Source organism: Pseudomonas sp. GW821-FHT09E12 (assembly GCF_059416085.1).
This window is the reverse complement of sequence record NZ_JBWKOM010000007.1, coordinates 281,812-296,498: the sequence shown is the minus strand read 5'-3', so window position 1 is coordinate 296,498 and position 14,687 is coordinate 281,812. Positions and strand designations below refer to the sequence as shown.

General features: G+C 62.4%; 15 protein-coding genes. 5 read left to right on the top strand and 10 right to left on the bottom strand.

The window, feature by feature from the left end:
- Positions 1 to 3 precede the first annotated feature (3 nt).
- The 6 genes from fapC to AC07PQ_RS21790 all read right to left on the bottom strand — a co-directional run bounded on the left by fapC (position 4) and on the right by AC07PQ_RS21790 (position 5,354).
- Positions 4 to 1,065: an amyloid-like fimbrin subunit FapC gene (fapC, locus tag AC07PQ_RS21815; protein WP_493186231.1), complete on the bottom strand. Its 1,062-nt coding sequence runs from the start codon at positions 1,063 to 1,065 to the stop codon at positions 4 to 6.
- A gap of 62 nt (positions 1,066 to 1,127) precedes the next feature.
- Complete coding sequence (gene fapB, locus AC07PQ_RS21810; RefSeq protein WP_007926468.1) at positions 1,128 to 1,706, bottom strand: fibril amyloid subunit FapB; 579 nt, start codon at positions 1,704 to 1,706, stop codon at positions 1,128 to 1,130.
- Position 1,707: 1 nt separating this feature from the next.
- Positions 1,708 to 2,169 (bottom strand): functional amyloid chaperone FapA, encoded by a 462-nt coding sequence (gene fapA / locus AC07PQ_RS21805; RefSeq protein WP_493186232.1) that lies wholly within the window; start codon positions 2,167 to 2,169, stop codon positions 1,708 to 1,710.
- Positions 2,170 to 2,523: 354 nt separating this feature from the next.
- Positions 2,524 to 3,048, bottom strand: coding sequence for an AAA family ATPase (locus AC07PQ_RS21800; protein ID WP_007926455.1), 525 nt, complete (start codon positions 3,046 to 3,048; stop codon positions 2,524 to 2,526).
- Complete coding sequence (gene pnuC, locus AC07PQ_RS21795) at positions 3,045 to 3,611, bottom strand: nicotinamide riboside transporter PnuC (RefSeq protein WP_493186233.1); 567 nt, start codon at positions 3,609 to 3,611, stop codon at positions 3,045 to 3,047. Before pnuC ends, AC07PQ_RS21800 begins: the two co-directional genes overlap by 4 nt.
- A gap of 108 nt (positions 3,612 to 3,719) precedes the next feature.
- Entirely contained in the window at positions 3,720 to 5,354 is a 1,635-nt protein-coding gene (locus AC07PQ_RS21790) for a methyl-accepting chemotaxis protein (protein ID WP_493186234.1), read from the bottom strand.
- Between the two features lie 284 nt (positions 5,355 to 5,638).
- On the opposite strand from AC07PQ_RS21790, the gene AC07PQ_RS21785 reads away from it, so the two are divergent.
- Both AC07PQ_RS21785 and AC07PQ_RS21780 read left to right on the top strand, forming a co-directional pair.
- The gene (locus AC07PQ_RS21785; protein WP_037034808.1) at positions 5,639 to 6,469 is read left to right on the top strand and encodes an undecaprenyl-diphosphate phosphatase; all 831 of its coding nucleotides are present in this window, start codon (positions 5,639 to 5,641) and stop codon (positions 6,467 to 6,469) included.
- Positions 6,469 to 6,894 (top strand): DUF1294 domain-containing protein, encoded by a 426-nt coding sequence (locus AC07PQ_RS21780; RefSeq protein WP_007926442.1) that lies wholly within the window; start codon positions 6,469 to 6,471, stop codon positions 6,892 to 6,894. The genes AC07PQ_RS21785 and AC07PQ_RS21780 overlap by 1 nt, the downstream gene beginning before the upstream one ends.
- On the opposite strand, the gene AC07PQ_RS21775 is transcribed toward AC07PQ_RS21780, so the two are convergent.
- Positions 6,891 to 7,235, bottom strand: coding sequence for an MmcQ/YjbR family DNA-binding protein (locus AC07PQ_RS21775; protein ID WP_007926440.1), 345 nt, complete (start codon positions 7,233 to 7,235; stop codon positions 6,891 to 6,893). The two genes, AC07PQ_RS21780 and AC07PQ_RS21775, sit on opposite strands and share 4 nt — an antisense overlap.
- A gap of 23 nt (positions 7,236 to 7,258) precedes the next feature.
- The gene (locus AC07PQ_RS21770; RefSeq protein ID WP_493186235.1) at positions 7,259 to 8,167 is read right to left on the bottom strand and encodes a LysR substrate-binding domain-containing protein; all 909 of its coding nucleotides are present in this window, start codon (positions 8,165 to 8,167) and stop codon (positions 7,259 to 7,261) included.
- Between the two features lie 129 nt (positions 8,168 to 8,296).
- Here AC07PQ_RS21770 and AC07PQ_RS21765 point away from each other — a divergent pair, with 129 nt between their 5' ends.
- Positions 8,297 to 8,908: an FMN-dependent NADH-azoreductase gene (locus tag AC07PQ_RS21765; protein WP_007926437.1), complete on the top strand. Its 612-nt coding sequence runs from the start codon at positions 8,297 to 8,299 to the stop codon at positions 8,906 to 8,908.
- 227 nt (positions 8,909 to 9,135) lie between these two features.
- Positions 9,136 to 10,173, top strand: coding sequence for an alpha/beta hydrolase family protein (locus tag AC07PQ_RS21760; RefSeq protein ID WP_493186236.1), 1,038 nt, complete (start codon positions 9,136 to 9,138; stop codon positions 10,171 to 10,173).
- Position 10,174: 1 nt separating this feature from the next.
- Here AC07PQ_RS21760 and AC07PQ_RS21755 read toward each other — a convergent pair whose 3' ends face one another.
- The gene (locus AC07PQ_RS21755; protein WP_493186237.1) at positions 10,175 to 11,362 is read right to left on the bottom strand and encodes an MFS transporter; all 1,188 of its coding nucleotides are present in this window, start codon (positions 11,360 to 11,362) and stop codon (positions 10,175 to 10,177) included.
- Between the two features lie 242 nt (positions 11,363 to 11,604).
- Positions 11,605 to 13,191, bottom strand: a complete 1,587-nt coding sequence (locus tag AC07PQ_RS21750; RefSeq protein ID WP_009043780.1) for an ABC-F family ATPase — start codon at positions 13,189 to 13,191, stop codon at positions 11,605 to 11,607.
- Positions 13,192 to 13,725: 534 nt separating this feature from the next.
- Between AC07PQ_RS21750 and lpxO the strand changes: the two genes are divergently transcribed.
- The gene (lpxO, locus tag AC07PQ_RS21745; protein WP_007926431.1) at positions 13,726 to 14,625 is read left to right on the top strand and encodes a lipid A hydroxylase LpxO; all 900 of its coding nucleotides are present in this window, start codon (positions 13,726 to 13,728) and stop codon (positions 14,623 to 14,625) included.
- Positions 14,626 to 14,687: the final 62 nt, after the last annotated feature.

Below are 14,687 nucleotides of genomic sequence, written 5' to 3'. Positions count from 1 at the left end.
TGATTACAGGCAGGCTCTGCAGCCGGCAGCGATGGACAGCGAGTTGCTTTGTTGGTTGCCGACCCCCGCCGAGACGTTGGCACCGCCGTTGCCGGAGAAGCCGTTCATCGAGCCAGACATCGACGCGTTGTTGATCACAGGGTTTTTCCAGCCGTCTTTGGTCAGCACTTGCTTGGTCCAGACGCCGGAAAGTTCGATCGTGCCTTGTTCCTTGAAGGTGAATTTCTGATCGTCGTTATCGTGGCCGCCACGACGGTCGTCGTTGTAGCCATGATGACCACCGCCATGGTGATCGTCGTCGCCCTGGATCTTGCCGTAGCCGGTGCCTTTGTAGGTGCCGTTGGCCTCGAACTCGCCTCTGAGGGTTTCTTTTTTGTAGGTGCGCACGCCCTTGTTGTCCACGTCCAGGCCAGTGGAGGTCTGGTCGGCCGAAGCTGACGCAGTCGCTACGCGTCCGCCGGATACGGCGATTGCCAGGTTGTTTTTCTGTTGGTTGAAGTCACCGGCGGTGACGTTGATGCCGATGTTGCCGGAGCCGCCGTTGCCAGCATTGTCGAGTGTTGCGCTGTTTTGCGTGGACCAGTTTTTCACCGTGTTGTTGGTGTTGGTCTGGGTCGCGCTGGAAGTGGCTACCGCGCTGCCGAAGATGAAGCTTTCATCGGCGGTGGCCAGGGCGACGGCGTTGTCTTGCTGGTTGCCGTCGCCGGCAGCCACGTTGGCGCCCATGTTGCCGTTGGAGTTGTTCATCGAGTCGCTGGCGTCGGCGTTGTTTTCGGTGCCGCGGTTGCTGACGCTGTTGCCCGAGCTGTACTGCTCATCGGTCACGTTGGCCACAGCCCCGGCGGTGATTTGCAGCTGGGTGTTGAGGTCTTGGCCGCCGTGTCCGCCGTGTCCGCCATGGCCACCGTGACCGCCGTGGTGACCATTGTGACCGCCATGGCCACCGTGGCCGCCATGACCACCGTGACCTCCGTGGTTGTCGTCATTACCACCTGCATGTGCAGCGATTGCCATCACTGCGGCAAGTGCAAAAACCAGTGGCTTGAGAGCCATTGTAGGTTTCATGGTGTTTCTCCGTGCTTATTAGTTGGTTAAGTGTTGGTACTTTCCAATCGCACTGCTGCGGGTCAGTCAGCGACCCGTATGCTCAGGGTGTTAGCCATTCGGTTCCCCACCCCGGCACTCTGGTTCACCTGAATCACTCCCCGGCTGCCGGTGAAGGCCTGGTCGCTGGTAACGACCTGGCGGCTGCCTTTGGAAGCGTCAGTTGCTCCCGAGCCTGGTAACAGCGCCACGTTCTGTTGGGACAGGACGCTGTCGTCGATGCTTTGCGGCTGGGCACTGATGCTCACCCGCATTGCGTTGATCATCTGGTTGTTGGCGCCGGCTCCCTGGTTCACGCCCAGGACCCCGTTGCCATTGCTGAAAGCGTTGCCGCCGATGTTGCTGCTGGCGTCGATCGCGCTGCTGGCCGGTGTGCCGAGCTTCTGCCGGACCACAGTGGTGGCCTGGGCGTCGGTGCCGATGGCAATGGCGCGTGTGTTGGTCTGTTGCTGCTGGTCGCCGGCGGCCTGGTTGACGTTGAAGTTGCCGTTGTAGCGGGCGCCGGAGTTGTGAAGGGTGGCGGTGTCCACCGCCTGGATGCCTGGGTCGGCCATCACCGAAGCGCAGCCGAACAGTGCAAGCCATACGAGGGTACGAGTCATCTCATTGGCCTCCGGCCATTCTGCCCAAAGGAGCCAGGCCAGAATTCAGCGAGCGGTTGATGGCGCCGGAGATGGCGCCACCGCTACCGCCGCCGTGGCCGGCACTCATGCCGGTCAGGCCGTTGGGGTTGGTGACGCTGTTCAGCCCCTGCAGGTTGACGCCGTTGGGCATGACGCTGCTGCTGATCGTGGAACCGCTGCTGACCCCGGCAAAATCACCGTCGCTCAATTCGGTGTTGCTGGTCATCTGTTTGACCCGGGCCGATGGGTTGGCATTGACGGTGGTCGGGTAGGGGTCAGGATGCAGCGGAGGGCGGCCGACGCTACGAGGTTGAACGTCGCGGTCGAGAACGATCCTGCCGTCCCTGATGTCGTCGGCAGCCTGGACCGGGAGGCTGAGCAGCGAGCCGATGGCACAGCCGATCAGCAGGAGGTGGGTCAGAGCTGAATTGAGATTCTCCACGGCAGCATTCCCTTCTTCTTCGCTGGCCCTAGTCAGCGTTGCCAGGGTAGAGAGCAGAAGCCGTGCCGCTTTTCGATTGTTTCAAAAATTCAACAGGTTACGAATAACCAGGTGTGTTGCCGGGGCAGGGGTGTTTCAACGATGAGACCAGTATCGCCTTCGACAGCCCGGTATGGCCGTGGCGAGGCTCTGGATCGGGGGGCTCGCGGCGGGTTGTATCAGCGTTTTAACAGATGGCAGAAGGGCAATGAGAAGCCCTTTGATTTGGCCGTTCTGCGCAGCGGCGGGTGTTTCAGGGATGGACGTTTTTCTCGCCAGCAGAGGAGAAAAAAAGCGGACAGGAAAGGGATTCGGCTAACCCTGAAGTAAACGCTCGACCCGCTCGAATGCCCGTTGTCGACGGGTTTCCCAGTCGCCGCGAATCACTTCGAAGGGCTGCTGGTGTTGCACCAGCCAATCACCGGTGGCCTTGAAGAAGGCCAGGCGCTCGCTCAGTTGGGGTTGGCAGCGCTGGCCGTCGTTGCTCCAGCCGACATCTTCGGGGGAGAGTAGCAGGTGAAGATCGTAGCCGCGAGCCAGCAGCTCGGGCTCCAGCCAGTCCGGGCAGGCGCCGAACAGGGTCTGGCTCCAGAGCATATTGCTCAGCAGGTGCGTGTCGAGAATCAGCAGCGGCGGCTGTTGTGCCCGGGCCTGGTCCTCCCAGGCCAACTGGCCGCGGGCGATCTCCGGGATATCCGCCAGGCAGGTATCGCGTCGCTGCTGCTCGATGAAATGGCGAACGTACTCGCCCACCTGGATGCCGCCGAAGCGTGCCTGCAAGTGGCCGCTGAGCCAGCTTTTGCCGCTGGACTCGGGGCCGGTCAACACCAGGACCTTCATGCCGGGCGCAACGCTGAGTCGGCCCGCCAGGCGCGCCAGCCCTGCACGGCCAGCAAGGTGAACAGCCCGTACAGGGCCGCCGTCAGGTACAGGTCCTTGTAGATGAACAGGCCGACAAAAATCACGTCGACGGCAATCCACAGCGGCCAGCATTGCACACGCTTCTGCGCCATCCACCACTGCGCCACCAGGCTGAAGCCGGTCAGCGCGGCGTCCAGCCAGGGTTGCGCGGCATCGGTCCAATGGGCCATGGCGGCCCCCAACAGCAGGCTGCCGATAGCCCCGAGGCTCAGGCCCAGCAGCATCGAGCGTGGCGCCAGCAGGCTGACCGGACGGCCCTGATGACTGGCGCCACCGCGGGTCCACTGCCACCAGCCATAGAGTTGCAGGGCGGCGTAGACCACTTGCAGCAGCATGTCCGAATACAGCTTCACCTCGAAGAAGATCCAGCTGTACAGCAGCACCATGACCAGGCCGATCGGCCAGCACCAGGGGTTCTGTCTGACTGTCAGCCAGACGGCGATCACGCCGAGTGCGGCGGCGAACAGTTCAAGCCCGGACATGAAAACTACCTGGAAGCGGAGGAGGGTGCGGATTGTAACCAGAAGCGGCCTTGCATGTTAGTGAAGGCCGGCAACCGTGGCGGGGCGAAAACCCCGCCACGGTCAGCTTCAGACCCGGAACTGGCGCAACAGGCCGTTGAGCTGCTCGCTCAGTTCCTTGAGGTGCAGGCTGGCGGCACTGGACTGCTCGGCCGCCAGGGCGGTGCTGTGGGACAGGCCGGCGGCCTGGGTCACGTTCTGGTTGATGTCTTCGACCACATGGGCCTGTTGCAACGTGGCGCTGGCAATCGAGGCGTTCAGCCCGTTGAGGTTGCGCAGGGCCTGGCCAATGGCGTTCAGGCTTTCACCGGCCAGCCCGGCCTGCTCGATGGTCTGTTGCGAAGCCCGGCTGCTGTCGCCGATGACCTTCACCGCGGCTTCCGAGTGCCCTTGCAGGCGCTCGATCATCGACTGGATCTCGGCGGTGGACTTCTGCGTCCGCTGGGCCAGCAGGCGCACCTCATCGGCCACCACGGCGAACCCGCGGCCCTGTTCGCCTGCGCGGGCGGCTTCGATCGCCGCGTTGAGCGCCAGCAGGTTGGTCTGCTCGGCGATCGAGTGGATCACCTCCAGCACGCTGCCGATCTGGGTGCTTTCCTGGGCCAGGGTGCGAATCACTTCCACGGCCTGGTCGATGGTGCCCGAGAGCCGGTCGATCTGTTGCAGGCTGCCGTCGATATTGACCTGGCCCTGCTGGGCCTGGGCTTCAGCGTCGCGCATCTCGCTGGCGGCGTGTTCGGCGTTCTTTGCCACGTCCTGTACGCCGTAGGTCACTTCGTTGATGGCGGTGGCCACCAGCTCCATCTGCTGCGACTGCTGCTGGCTGCGTTCCTGGGCCTGGCTGGCATTGCTGCCCAGGTCGGTGGAGGACTGCGCCAGGGCTGCGGCCGATACCTGCAGCTGGCTGACTACAAGACGCAGCTTGGCGGTGAAACCGTTGAAGTGCCGGGCCAGTTCGGTGACTTCGTCCTGGCCGTGGGTGTCGAGGGTGCGAGTCAGGTCGCTTTCGCCGCTGGCGATATTGGCCATGGCGTGCACGGTTTCCTGCAGCGGGCGGACGATGCTGCGGGCGATCAGCAACACCAGCAGGGCCATGAGCAGGGCAATGGCGATACCGACGACCGAGGCCTTCACCACCTGGCTGCGGAACTCGGCCTGCACGTCATCGATGTACACCCCCGAACCGATGATCCAGCCCCAGGGCTGGAACAGTTGGACATAGGAGGTCTTCTGCACCGGCTCGCTGGCGCCCGGTTTCGGCCAGCGATAGTTGACCATGCCGGCGCCCTTGGCCTTGGCGATGGCCACCATTTCGTTGAACACGGCAAAGCCGTCCGGGTCGCGAATGGCCGCGAGGTTCTGGCCGTCGAGCTTGGGGTTGGTCGGGTGCATGACCATGACCGGGGCCAGGTCGTTGATCCAGAAGTAGTCGCTCTGGTCATAGCGCAGGTTGCGTATGGCACTCAACGCCTGCTTCTGCGCCGTCGCGCGATCGAGGCTGCCGGCGCTTTCCAGGCCCTGGAAATAGGCCAGCACACCGTTGGCGGTCTGCACCACATGCTGGGTCTTCTGCGCCTTGGCCTGGTACAGGTCGTCGTGGATCTGCTTGAGCATCAACATGCCCAGGGTCATCAGCATCAGTACCGCGACAATCAGGATGAGCCACAGCCGGCGGCTGATCGACATTCTGCGTAAGCTGTTCATGAATCTGTCACTCCCGATTGTTGTTCTTGTAATAGAAACACTCCGTACATCCGTCATGCGCTCCTTGCAGTCCGGTCCCGCTGATTCTCTCAACGCGACAGCGTTTATCGAGTATGTCTGCTAGGATTTCGGCCTCATCGCGAAAAACCTGAATCCGGCTGATTTTTCACGGAATTTTCAGGGGCGATGATGATCCTATTGCGGCTGCGAAGTCGCGACGCACGTGTCAGTGAACATTGAAGAAAAACTAAGAGGCATGCCACGGCATGACCTTCGGGGGATTGATGGAGCTTTGGACTGCCGTACAGGCATTGATTTTAGGGATTGTGGAAGGGCTGACGGAGTTTCTGCCCATCAGCAGCACGGGCCACCAGATTATCGTTGCCGACTTGCTCAACTTCGGTGGCGAGCGCGCCATGGCGTTCAACATCATCATTCAGCTGGGGGCCATTCTCGCGGTGGTCTGGGAGTTTCGCCGCAAGATCCTCGACGTGGTCACCGGCCTGCCGACCCAGCGCAACGCCCAGCGTTTCACCATCAACCTGCTGATCGCCTTCCTGCCCGCCGTGGTGCTGGGGGTGATTTTCGCCGACCTGATCCATGAATACCTGTTCAACCCGATCACCGTCGCCACGGCGCTGGTGGTGGGGGGCGTGGTCATGCTCTGGGCCGAACGCCGGCAGCATGAAATACATGCCAACACGGTGGACGAGATCAGCTGGAAAGATGCCTTGAAGGTCGGTTTCGCCCAGTGCCTGGCGATGATTCCAGGCACCTCGCGCTCGGGTTCCACCATCATCGGCGGCCTGTTGTTCGGCCTGTCGCGCAAGACCGCCACCGAGTTCTCGTTCTTCCTGGCTATGCCGACCATGGTCGGTGCCGCGGTCTACTCGGGCTACAAGTACCGCAATCTGTTCCAGCCGGACGACCTGCCGGTGTTCGCCATCGGCTTCATCACCTCGTTCATCTTCGCGATGATCGCGGTCAGGGGCCTGCTCAAGTTCATTGCCAACCACAGCTACGCGGCCTTTGCCTGGTACCGCATTGCCTTCGGCCTGGTGATCCTCGCCACCTGGCAGTTCGGTTGGGTCGACTGGACCTCGGTCCATTCCTGATGAACGCACGCAATCAGAACCGCCCCGGCGAAGTCGCCGGGGCTCGGATCCAGCAGCCAAGGCTCAAGGCGGTGATCTTCCTGCTGCTCTGCGCCTTACCGCTGTGCGGTTCGCTGCTGTTGGGCGTGAAGGGGATTTCCTGGGTACCGCTGGCGGCCTACGGCGCGGTCAGCGTGCTGACGTTCTTCCTCTATTGGAGCGACAAGCGCAAGGCCCGCAGCGACAGCTGGCGGACCCCGGAAAACGTCTTGCACGCCGTGGAGCTGGCCGGTGGCTGGCCAGGCGCCTTGCTGGCGCAACAGGCGTTTCGCCACAAGACCCGCAAGCTGTCCTATCAACTGGTGTTCTGGCTGATCGTGCTGCTGCACCAGGTGTTCTGGATCGACCGGCTGTTTCTCGAAGGCAGCCTGTTCTCGCTGTTCTAAAGCAACAGGCCTACCTGTACCCGCTTGGGCAGCTTGCTCACCACCAACTGGTGCGAACGCCGCAGCAAGTCCCGCAGTTCGCCGGCGCCCAGCGGGTAGGGCGTCTGCATGATGATCCAGTGCGCCCGGGCCAGGTACGGCGCCGGCGCGATGCCGGGACGGTCGACATGGCCGAGGAACAGCTCCTTGTCCACCTTGAACGCCAGTGACTCGCCCCGCAGGTTCTGCAGGGCGAACATCTTGTTGCCGGCCACGGAAAACACCCGCACGCCGCCCCATTTGTAGTCTTCGCGCGCGCCCGGCAAGTCCAGGCAGAATTGCGCCACATCCGCTTCAGTCATGGTTTTTTCCTTTTGTCGCGCTGTCACAGTGTGCGGTCCCCGCAGCCTTTGAACGCTTCGCTGACATGCTCGATCCAGGCCCTTACCGCTGGCAATACACCGCGCCGGTGAGGGTAGACCGCCTGCAGCCAACCGCCAGGCAGCGACCACTCGGGCAGCAGTTGCACCAGTTGCCCGGCCTGCAGTTCTTCCTCGCAATACATCATCGGCAGGATGGTACAGCCAAGGCCGGCGAGGGCGCAGGAACGGCGCACCAGAAAGTCGTCGATGCCCAGGCGCGCCTCCAGGACCAGGTCGCATTTCTCGCCCTGGGCGTCGAGCAGGCGCAAATGCACCATGCGGTCGGCCTCCAGGGCTCCCAGCACCGGCACCTTGTGCAGGTCTTCGGGACTGTGGATCGGCCATTCCCGGGCGAACCCCGGGCTGGCGACCATCACGGTCTGCGCCTGGCGCAGGCGGCGGGTTACCAGCAAGGGGTCTTCGTCGCCATGCTCGCGAACCCGCAGCGCCACGTCGATGCCTTCGGCGACCACGTCGACCCGGCGGTTGAGCAGCTGCATGTCCAGCTGGACCTGGGGATATTGCTCGAGGAACGAGCTGATAACGGTCGGCAACATATGATGAGCCAGGCCCACCGGGCAGGACACCCGCAGGCGCCCGCGAGGTTCGCTGGACATGCTGGCCACGGCCTCGTCGGCCATTTCCGCTTCCAGCAGCATGGCCTGGCAGTGACGCAGATAACGTTCGCCGACTGCGGTCAGCTTCAGTTGGCGGGTGGTGCGTTGCAGCAATCGGGTGTGCAGGCGTTCTTCCAGTTCGGCGATACGCCGCGACAAACGGGATTTTGGCACCCCCAGTAAACGCCCGGCGGCGGCGAAACCACCGGCTTCCACCACCTTGGCAAAGTAATAAAGATCGTTGAGGTCTTGCATATCCTGACTCTACTGTCCTGCTGATGGGACAAACTATCGCATTTATGCCGACTAATCAGCTATTGGTTTCACCTGTAGGATTGTCCTCAATTGATCGCCCGGTGGCGATCCTCACTTGGAGAATCCCAGATGAAACTGTTGCATATCGATTCGAGCATCCTTGGTGACAACTCGGCTTCCCGTCAGTTGAGTGAAAGCGTGGTCAAGGCCTGGAAAAACGCCGATGCCAGCGTTGAAGTGACCTACCGCGACCTGGCCGCCGATGCCATCAGCCATTTCAGCTCCGCCACCCTGGTGGCCGCCGGTACCCCGGCCGAAGTGCGCAACGCTGCCCAGCAGCACGAAGCCGAACTGAGCGCTTCGACCCTCGCCGAATTCCAGGCCGCCGACGCTGTAGTGATCGCCGCGCCTATGTACAACTTCACCATCCCGACCCAACTCAAGGCCTGGATCGACCGCATCGCCGTCGCCGGCCAGACCTTCCGCTACACCGAAGCCGGTCCTGAAGGCCTGTGCGGTGGCAAGAAAGTCGTAGTGGTCTCCACCGCGGGCGGCCTGCACGCCGGCCAAGCCACTGGCGTGGCGCACGAGGATTACCTGAAAGTGCTGTTCGGCTTCCTCGGCATCACCGATATCGAATTCGTTCGCGCCCACGGCCTGGCTTATGGCGACGAAGTCCGCAACAAGGCCCTGAGCGACGCCCGGACGCACATCAGCGAGCAACTTTTCGCTGCCGCGTAAGGCTTGTGTAAAAGTCGCTTACGCCCCAGGCAATGCCCTTTAAACTCTGTATTCTGATGCCCTCCAGGCAGCGGAATACGGAGTTTTTCGTGTTCGTGCTATTTGTTCTGGCTCGGGTTATGCAGTGGCTTGACCAGGCCCGACAGCTCCAGGCAACAGGCCAGCGAATTCCTGGCCAGTGAAGCAATGAACCGGCGTTTTCATCAGGTAGGGAAGGTGGTGCATCCATGATGCGTCTTTGGGCAATGTCACTGATCTGCCTGCTCGGCGGCCCGATTATCGTGCACGCCGCGCCCGCGCCCCATCCGCACTGGAGCGTGGGCTTCCACGAGATGAGTTTTCTCGACCCGCTGGACCAGCAGCCGATGCGCGCCATTGCCTTCTATCCCTCCACTGGCATCGAACACAGCAGCAAGGTCGAGGGTTATCAGATCGCCGCCTCCCGGGATTCGAAGGTCGCCATCGGCCGTTTTCCGCTGTTGATGCTGTCCCATGGCAATACCGGCACGCCGCTGGCCCTGCACGACCTGGCCACCTCGCTGGCGCGCAAGGGCTTCGTGGTGGTGGCGGTGATTCATCCGGGCGACAACTACAAGGATCACAGCCGGCTGGGGACCCTGAGCAATCTCTACGGCCGGCCGATCCAGATTTCCGAAGCCATCACCGCGACCCTGGCCGACCCGATGCTGTCGCCTTTCGTCAACGCCGGGCAGGTCGGGGTCATCGGTTACTCGGCCGGCGGCGAAACGGCGTTGATCCTGTCCGGGGCTACCCCCGACCTGGACCGCCTGCGCCGCTACTGCCAGGAGCGCCCCGACGATCACGATGCCTGCAATACCCAGGGCGAACTGATCGTCGATCGCGACGACCTGCAACCGGTCACCGACCCGCGGGTCCATGCGTTGCTGCTGATGGCGCCGCTGAGCCTGAAGTTCGGGCGCCAGACCCTGTCCGGCGTGCATGTGCCGGTGCTGCTGTACAGCGGCGACGTCGACAAGCTGGTGGCTCTGGATAAGAACGCCGCGGCCTTGGCCCGCAAGCTGCCGGTCGCGCCGGACTTCAGGCTGTTGGCCGGGGCCGGGCACTTCGTGTTCATGGCGCCGTGCACCGAGGAGCAGTTGCTGAGCATGCCGGCCTTGTGCACCGACGCCGATGGCGTCGACCGCGAGGACATCCACCGCAATCTGATCGCCGAGGCCGGCCGCTTCTTTGCCCAGGCCCTGGGCAAGCCGAGCCGGGCCGGGATGCAGACCGCGGATCAGTGACTCAGGCGTCGGCCCGGTGCTTGAGCAGCAGGGTCAGGCCCAGGGCGCTGAGCGACAACAGCGCCGCGCAGAAGAAAATCCACGAATAGCCCAGGTTCAACGCCACCGCGCCCATCAAGGGCCCGGCAATCGCCAGCGCCAGATCGAAAAACACCGCGTAGGCGCTCAGGCCGGCGCCGCGGCTGGTGCTGGGCACCTGCTTGATCGCTTCCACCCCCAGCGCCGGGTACACCAGCGACAGGCCGAAGCCGGCGAGCCCGGCGCCGATCATGGCGAACGCCGTCGATGGCGCCAGCCACAGCAGGATCAGGCCCAGGGTCTCGATGCTCATGCAGGCGATGGCCGCGCGATAACCGCCAAACCGGCTGATGCTGGAGATGAACAGCAGGCGCGAGAGAATGAAACAGATGCCGAATACCGTCAGGCAATAGGCCGCGCCGGTCCAGCCGCGGCTGAGGTAGAACAGGGTAATAAAGGTGGTCAGGGTGCCGTAGCCGATGGACGCCAGGCTCAGGCCGGCGCCGTACGGCGCGATACGGCCGAACACCGCGCGAAACGACAGGCGCTCGCCACGGATCACCGGCACCGATGGCTTGTTGCGGATCAGCAGCAGGGCCAGGGCCGCCAGCAGCGACAGGGCCAGCCCCAGGCTTTCGAAACCGTAGTCGGCGACCATCACCACCCCCAGCGGCGCGCCGATGGCAATCGCGCCATAGGAGGCGATGCCGTTCCAGGAAATCGAGCGCGCGGTGTGCTCGGCGCCGACCTGGCCCATGCACCAGCTGATGGTGCCCACGCCGATCAGGCCCTGGGCCACCCCCAGCAGCAAACGTCCCAGCAACAGGACGCTCAGGCTGAGCAGCGGCAATGTTTGCAGGAGGCTGGACGCCAGGGTCAGCAGCCCGCTGAGGAAAATTCCCGCCAGGCCGTAGACGATTGCCCGTTTGGTGCCGATGTTGTCCGACAGGCGCCCGGCCATGGGCCGGCTGAGAAGGGTGGCCAGGTACTGCGAGCCGATGGTCAGCCCGGCCACCACCGCGCTGAAGCCCAGTTCGCCGTGGACGTAACCCGGCAGCACCGCGATCGGCAGGCCGATGCAGAGAAACGCGATAAAGGTATAGAAGACGATAGAGACGATCTGCAGGGTGATCGTCATGGAGCTGGGCACGGGCTGTTGTTGCGCAGACATGAGGGCTCGTTCGCGGGCGGGCGGTTGGAGAACTGCATCATGGCGCGGGCCGGAAATAAAAGGAAGCAGGCTAACGATTTCTTTATGGCCGGCTATTTGTGGGGGCAGGGAGGACACCATCGCGGGCAAGCCTCGCTCCTACGGAAACGCGTACGCACGCTTGCCCGCGATGCTTTTATAGCCGTACAAAAAAGCCCCGTCACCAGGACGGGGCTTGCAGACCGGCAACTGGTTGGCGTTCCTTAGAACACTACGCCCTGGCTGCGCAGGTAGTCGTCGTAGGTGCCGCTGAAGTCGGTCACGCCGTTCGGGCTCAGCTCGATGATGCGAGTGGCCAGGGACGACACGAACTCACGGTCGTGGCTGACGAAGATCAGCGTGCCCGGGTAGTTTTCCAGGGCCAGGTTCAGCGCCTCGATGGATTCCATGTCCAGGTGGTTGGTCGGTTCGTCCATCACCAGTACGTTGGGCTTTTGCAGGATCAGCTTGCCGAACAGCATGCGACCTTGCTCACCACCGGAGATGACCTTGACCGACTTGAGGATCTCGTCGTTGGAGAACAGCATGCGGCCCAGGGTGCCACGGATGATCTGCTCGCCCTGGGTCCACTGGCCCATCCAGTCGAACAGGCTGACGTCGTCTTCGAAGTCATGGGCGTGGTCCTGGGCGTAGTAGCCCAGCTCGGCGCTTTCGGTCCACTTCACCGAACCGGCGTCCGGGGTCAGCTCGCCCATCAGGGTGCGCAGCAGGGTGGTCTTGCCGATGCCGTTCGGGCCGATGATCGCCACGCGCTCGCCGGCTTCGACGGTGAAGCTGAAGTTCTTGAACAGGGTCTTGCCGTCGAAGCCCTTGGACATCTGCTCGATGGTCACGGCCTGGCGGTGCAGCTTCTTGGTCTGTTCGAAGCGGATGAACGGGCTGACGCGGCTCGATGGCTTGACCTCGGCCAGCTGGATCTTGTCGATCTGCTTGGCGCGGGAGGTGGCCTGCTTGGCTTTCGAGGCGTTGGCCGAGAAGCGGCTGACGAAGGTCTGCAGCTCGGCGATCTGGGCTTTCTTCTTGGCGTTGTCCGACAGCAGTTGCTCGCGGGACTGGGTCGCCGCGGTCATGTACTCGTCATAGTTGCCCGGGAACAGGCGCAGCTCGCCGTAGTCCAGGTCGGCCATGTGGGTGCAGACGCTGTTGAGGAAGTGACGATCGTGGGAAATGATGATCATGGTGCTGTTACGCGCCGTCAGAATCGTTTCCAGCCAGCGGATGGTGTTGATGTCCAGGTGGTTGGTCGGTTCGTCGAGCAGCAGCACTTCCGGATCGGAGAACAGCGCCTGGGCCAGCAAGACCCGCAGCTTCCAGCCCGGAGCCACTTCGGTCATCGGACCGAAATGCTGTTCCAGGGGAATGCCCAGGCCCAGCAGCAGTTCACCGGCGCGGGACTCGGCGGTGTAGCCGTCCATCTCGGCGAAGTCGGTTTCCAGCTCGGCCACGGCCATGCCGTCTTCTTCGCTCATTTCCGGCAGCGAGTAGATGCGATCGCGCTCGGCCTTGACCTTCCACAGCTCTTCGTGACCCATGATCACGGTGTCGATCACGGTGAATTCTTCGTAGGCGAACTGGTCCTGGCGCAGTTTACCCAGGCGAACGTTCGGCTCCAGCATGACCTGGCCGCCGGACGGCTCGAGGTCGCCGCCGAGGATCTTCATGAAAGTCGACTTGCCGCAACCGTTGGCGCCGATCAGGCCATAGCGGTTGCCGCCGTTGAACTTGACCGAAACGTTCTCGAATAGCGGCTTGGCGCCGAACTGCATCGTGATGTTAGCTGTGGAGATCAATTACTTTACCTATCAAGGGGTTGCGAGCATCGTGTGGGCTCTTGGGCCATTTCCGGGGCATTCTGGAGCTTTTCCATTTCGCCAGGGTCGAGCCAGGGTCGAGCCAGCGAGCATAAGTAGACAGCAACATCTGGACGCTATGGCCAAGTTGCTGGGCAATAAAGGTGGGAGGTCATGTTGGAATTTGGCGCGCATTGTCGCATATGTGCGCCGGCAGTTGTATGACAGTGACCCACGGATTTTTCATCCAGGCCGGTAAACGTCAGGTGTTGTAAAAATCGCCGCTGCGGATTTGTCCCGGGCAATGCGACTTAGGTCGTGGCATAGCGGACGGACACATTTTCACAAATCGGAGTTAACCTTTGGTTACAAACTGTGGCTAAAATGCCGACCAGTTGCCACATGCCATCATTGGCATGGGCTCAAGGACGTGCCTTCAGGACCTCTTATCGCTTTCGGACGCTGCATATGACCCCGGCCCAGGTGGCCCACGTGGGGGCGCAGTATGTTCTCTTCTGACATGTGACGATTTCCGTGAAACTCATCATTGCCGCTGTTTACGTTTTATCCATTGCGTATGTGCACCTGCGTGGTCGCGTGCGCCATAAACTGGGCCGCCAGCTGAGTGATCACTCGACCTTCCTGGCCCCGATCAACTGCTTCCTTTATCTGTTCTCGAAGATCCCCAACCGCCCGTACCTCGATCCGGCCGACTTTCCCGACCTGAGCCCGTTGCAGGCCCACTGGGAAGAAATCCGCGCCGAGGGCCAGAGCCTGCTCAGGGCCGGGGAGATCAAGCGTTCGGAGCAGTACAACGACGTCGGCTTCAACTCGTTCTTCAAGACCGGCTGGAAGCGTTTCTATCTGAAGTGGTACGGCGACAGCCATCCTTCGGCGATGAAGCTGTGCCCGCGGACCACCGAACTGGTGCAAAGCATCGGCTCGATCAAGGCGGCGATGTTCGCCGAACTGCCGCCGGGCTCGAAGCTGGTGCGCCACCGCGACCCTTATGCCGGTTCCTACCGTTACCACCTGGGCCTGGAAACGCCCAACAGCGCCGGTTGCTATATCAATGTCGACGGTGAGCACTATCACTGGCGCGACGGCGAAGCGGTGATGTTCGACGAGACCTACATCCACTACGCGGAAAACACCACCGAGCAGAACCGCATCATCCTGTTCTGTGACGTCGAGCGGCCGATGAAGTACCGCTGGGCCGCCGCCTTCAACCGCTGGTTCAGCCGTACCGTGATGGCCGCCGCGGGTTCGCCCAACGATGCCGGCGACCGCACCGGGGGTCTGAACCGCGCCTTCACCAAGCTGTACAAGATCCGCCTGCGCGGTAAAGAGCTGAAAAAACGCAACCGCAAGCTTTATTACCTGGAAAAGTGGGCGATCTTCGCTGCGTTGTTGCTGCTGTTCATCTTCATCTGATTCGCCGGATGGCGAATTGCCGGTCGCGGGCAGGCCTCGCTCCTACAGGGGCTCTGTAGGGG

Excerpts from the sequence above, each read along its gene's own strand:
- AC07PQ_RS21800 (WP_007926455.1), bottom strand. The coding sequence starts at position 3,048 with ATGAAGGTCCTGGTGTTGACCGGCCCCGAGTCCAGCGGCAAAAGCTGG.
- AC07PQ_RS21775 (WP_007926440.1), bottom strand. The coding sequence starts at position 7,235 with ATGACTGAAGCGGATGTGGCGCAATTCTGCCTGGACTTGCCGGGCGCG.
- fapB (WP_007926468.1), bottom strand. The coding sequence starts at position 1,706 with ATGACTCGTACCCTCGTATGGCTTGCACTGTTCGGCTGCGCTTCGGTG.
- AC07PQ_RS21755 (WP_493186237.1), bottom strand. The coding sequence starts at position 11,362 with ATGTCTGCGCAACAACAGCCCGTGCCCAGCTCCATGACGATCACCCTG.
- AC07PQ_RS21760 (WP_493186236.1), top strand. The coding sequence starts at position 9,136 with ATGATGCGTCTTTGGGCAATGTCACTGATCTGCCTGCTCGGCGGCCCG.
- AC07PQ_RS21765 (WP_007926437.1), top strand. The coding sequence starts at position 8,297 with ATGAAACTGTTGCATATCGATTCGAGCATCCTTGGTGACAACTCGGCT.
- AC07PQ_RS21780 (WP_007926442.1), top strand. The coding sequence starts at position 6,469 with ATGAACGCACGCAATCAGAACCGCCCCGGCGAAGTCGCCGGGGCTCGG.
- AC07PQ_RS21785 (WP_037034808.1), top strand. The coding sequence starts at position 5,639 with ATGGAGCTTTGGACTGCCGTACAGGCATTGATTTTAGGGATTGTGGAA.
- pnuC (WP_493186233.1), bottom strand. The coding sequence starts at position 3,611 with ATGTCCGGGCTTGAACTGTTCGCCGCCGCACTCGGCGTGATCGCCGTC.
- fapC (WP_493186231.1), bottom strand. The coding sequence starts at position 1,065 with ATGAAACCTACAATGGCTCTCAAGCCACTGGTTTTTGCACTTGCCGCA.
- AC07PQ_RS21770 (WP_493186235.1), bottom strand. The coding sequence starts at position 8,167 with ATGCAAGACCTCAACGATCTTTATTACTTTGCCAAGGTGGTGGAAGCC.
- AC07PQ_RS21790 (WP_493186234.1), bottom strand. The coding sequence starts at position 5,354 with ATGAACAGCTTACGCAGAATGTCGATCAGCCGCCGGCTGTGGCTCATC.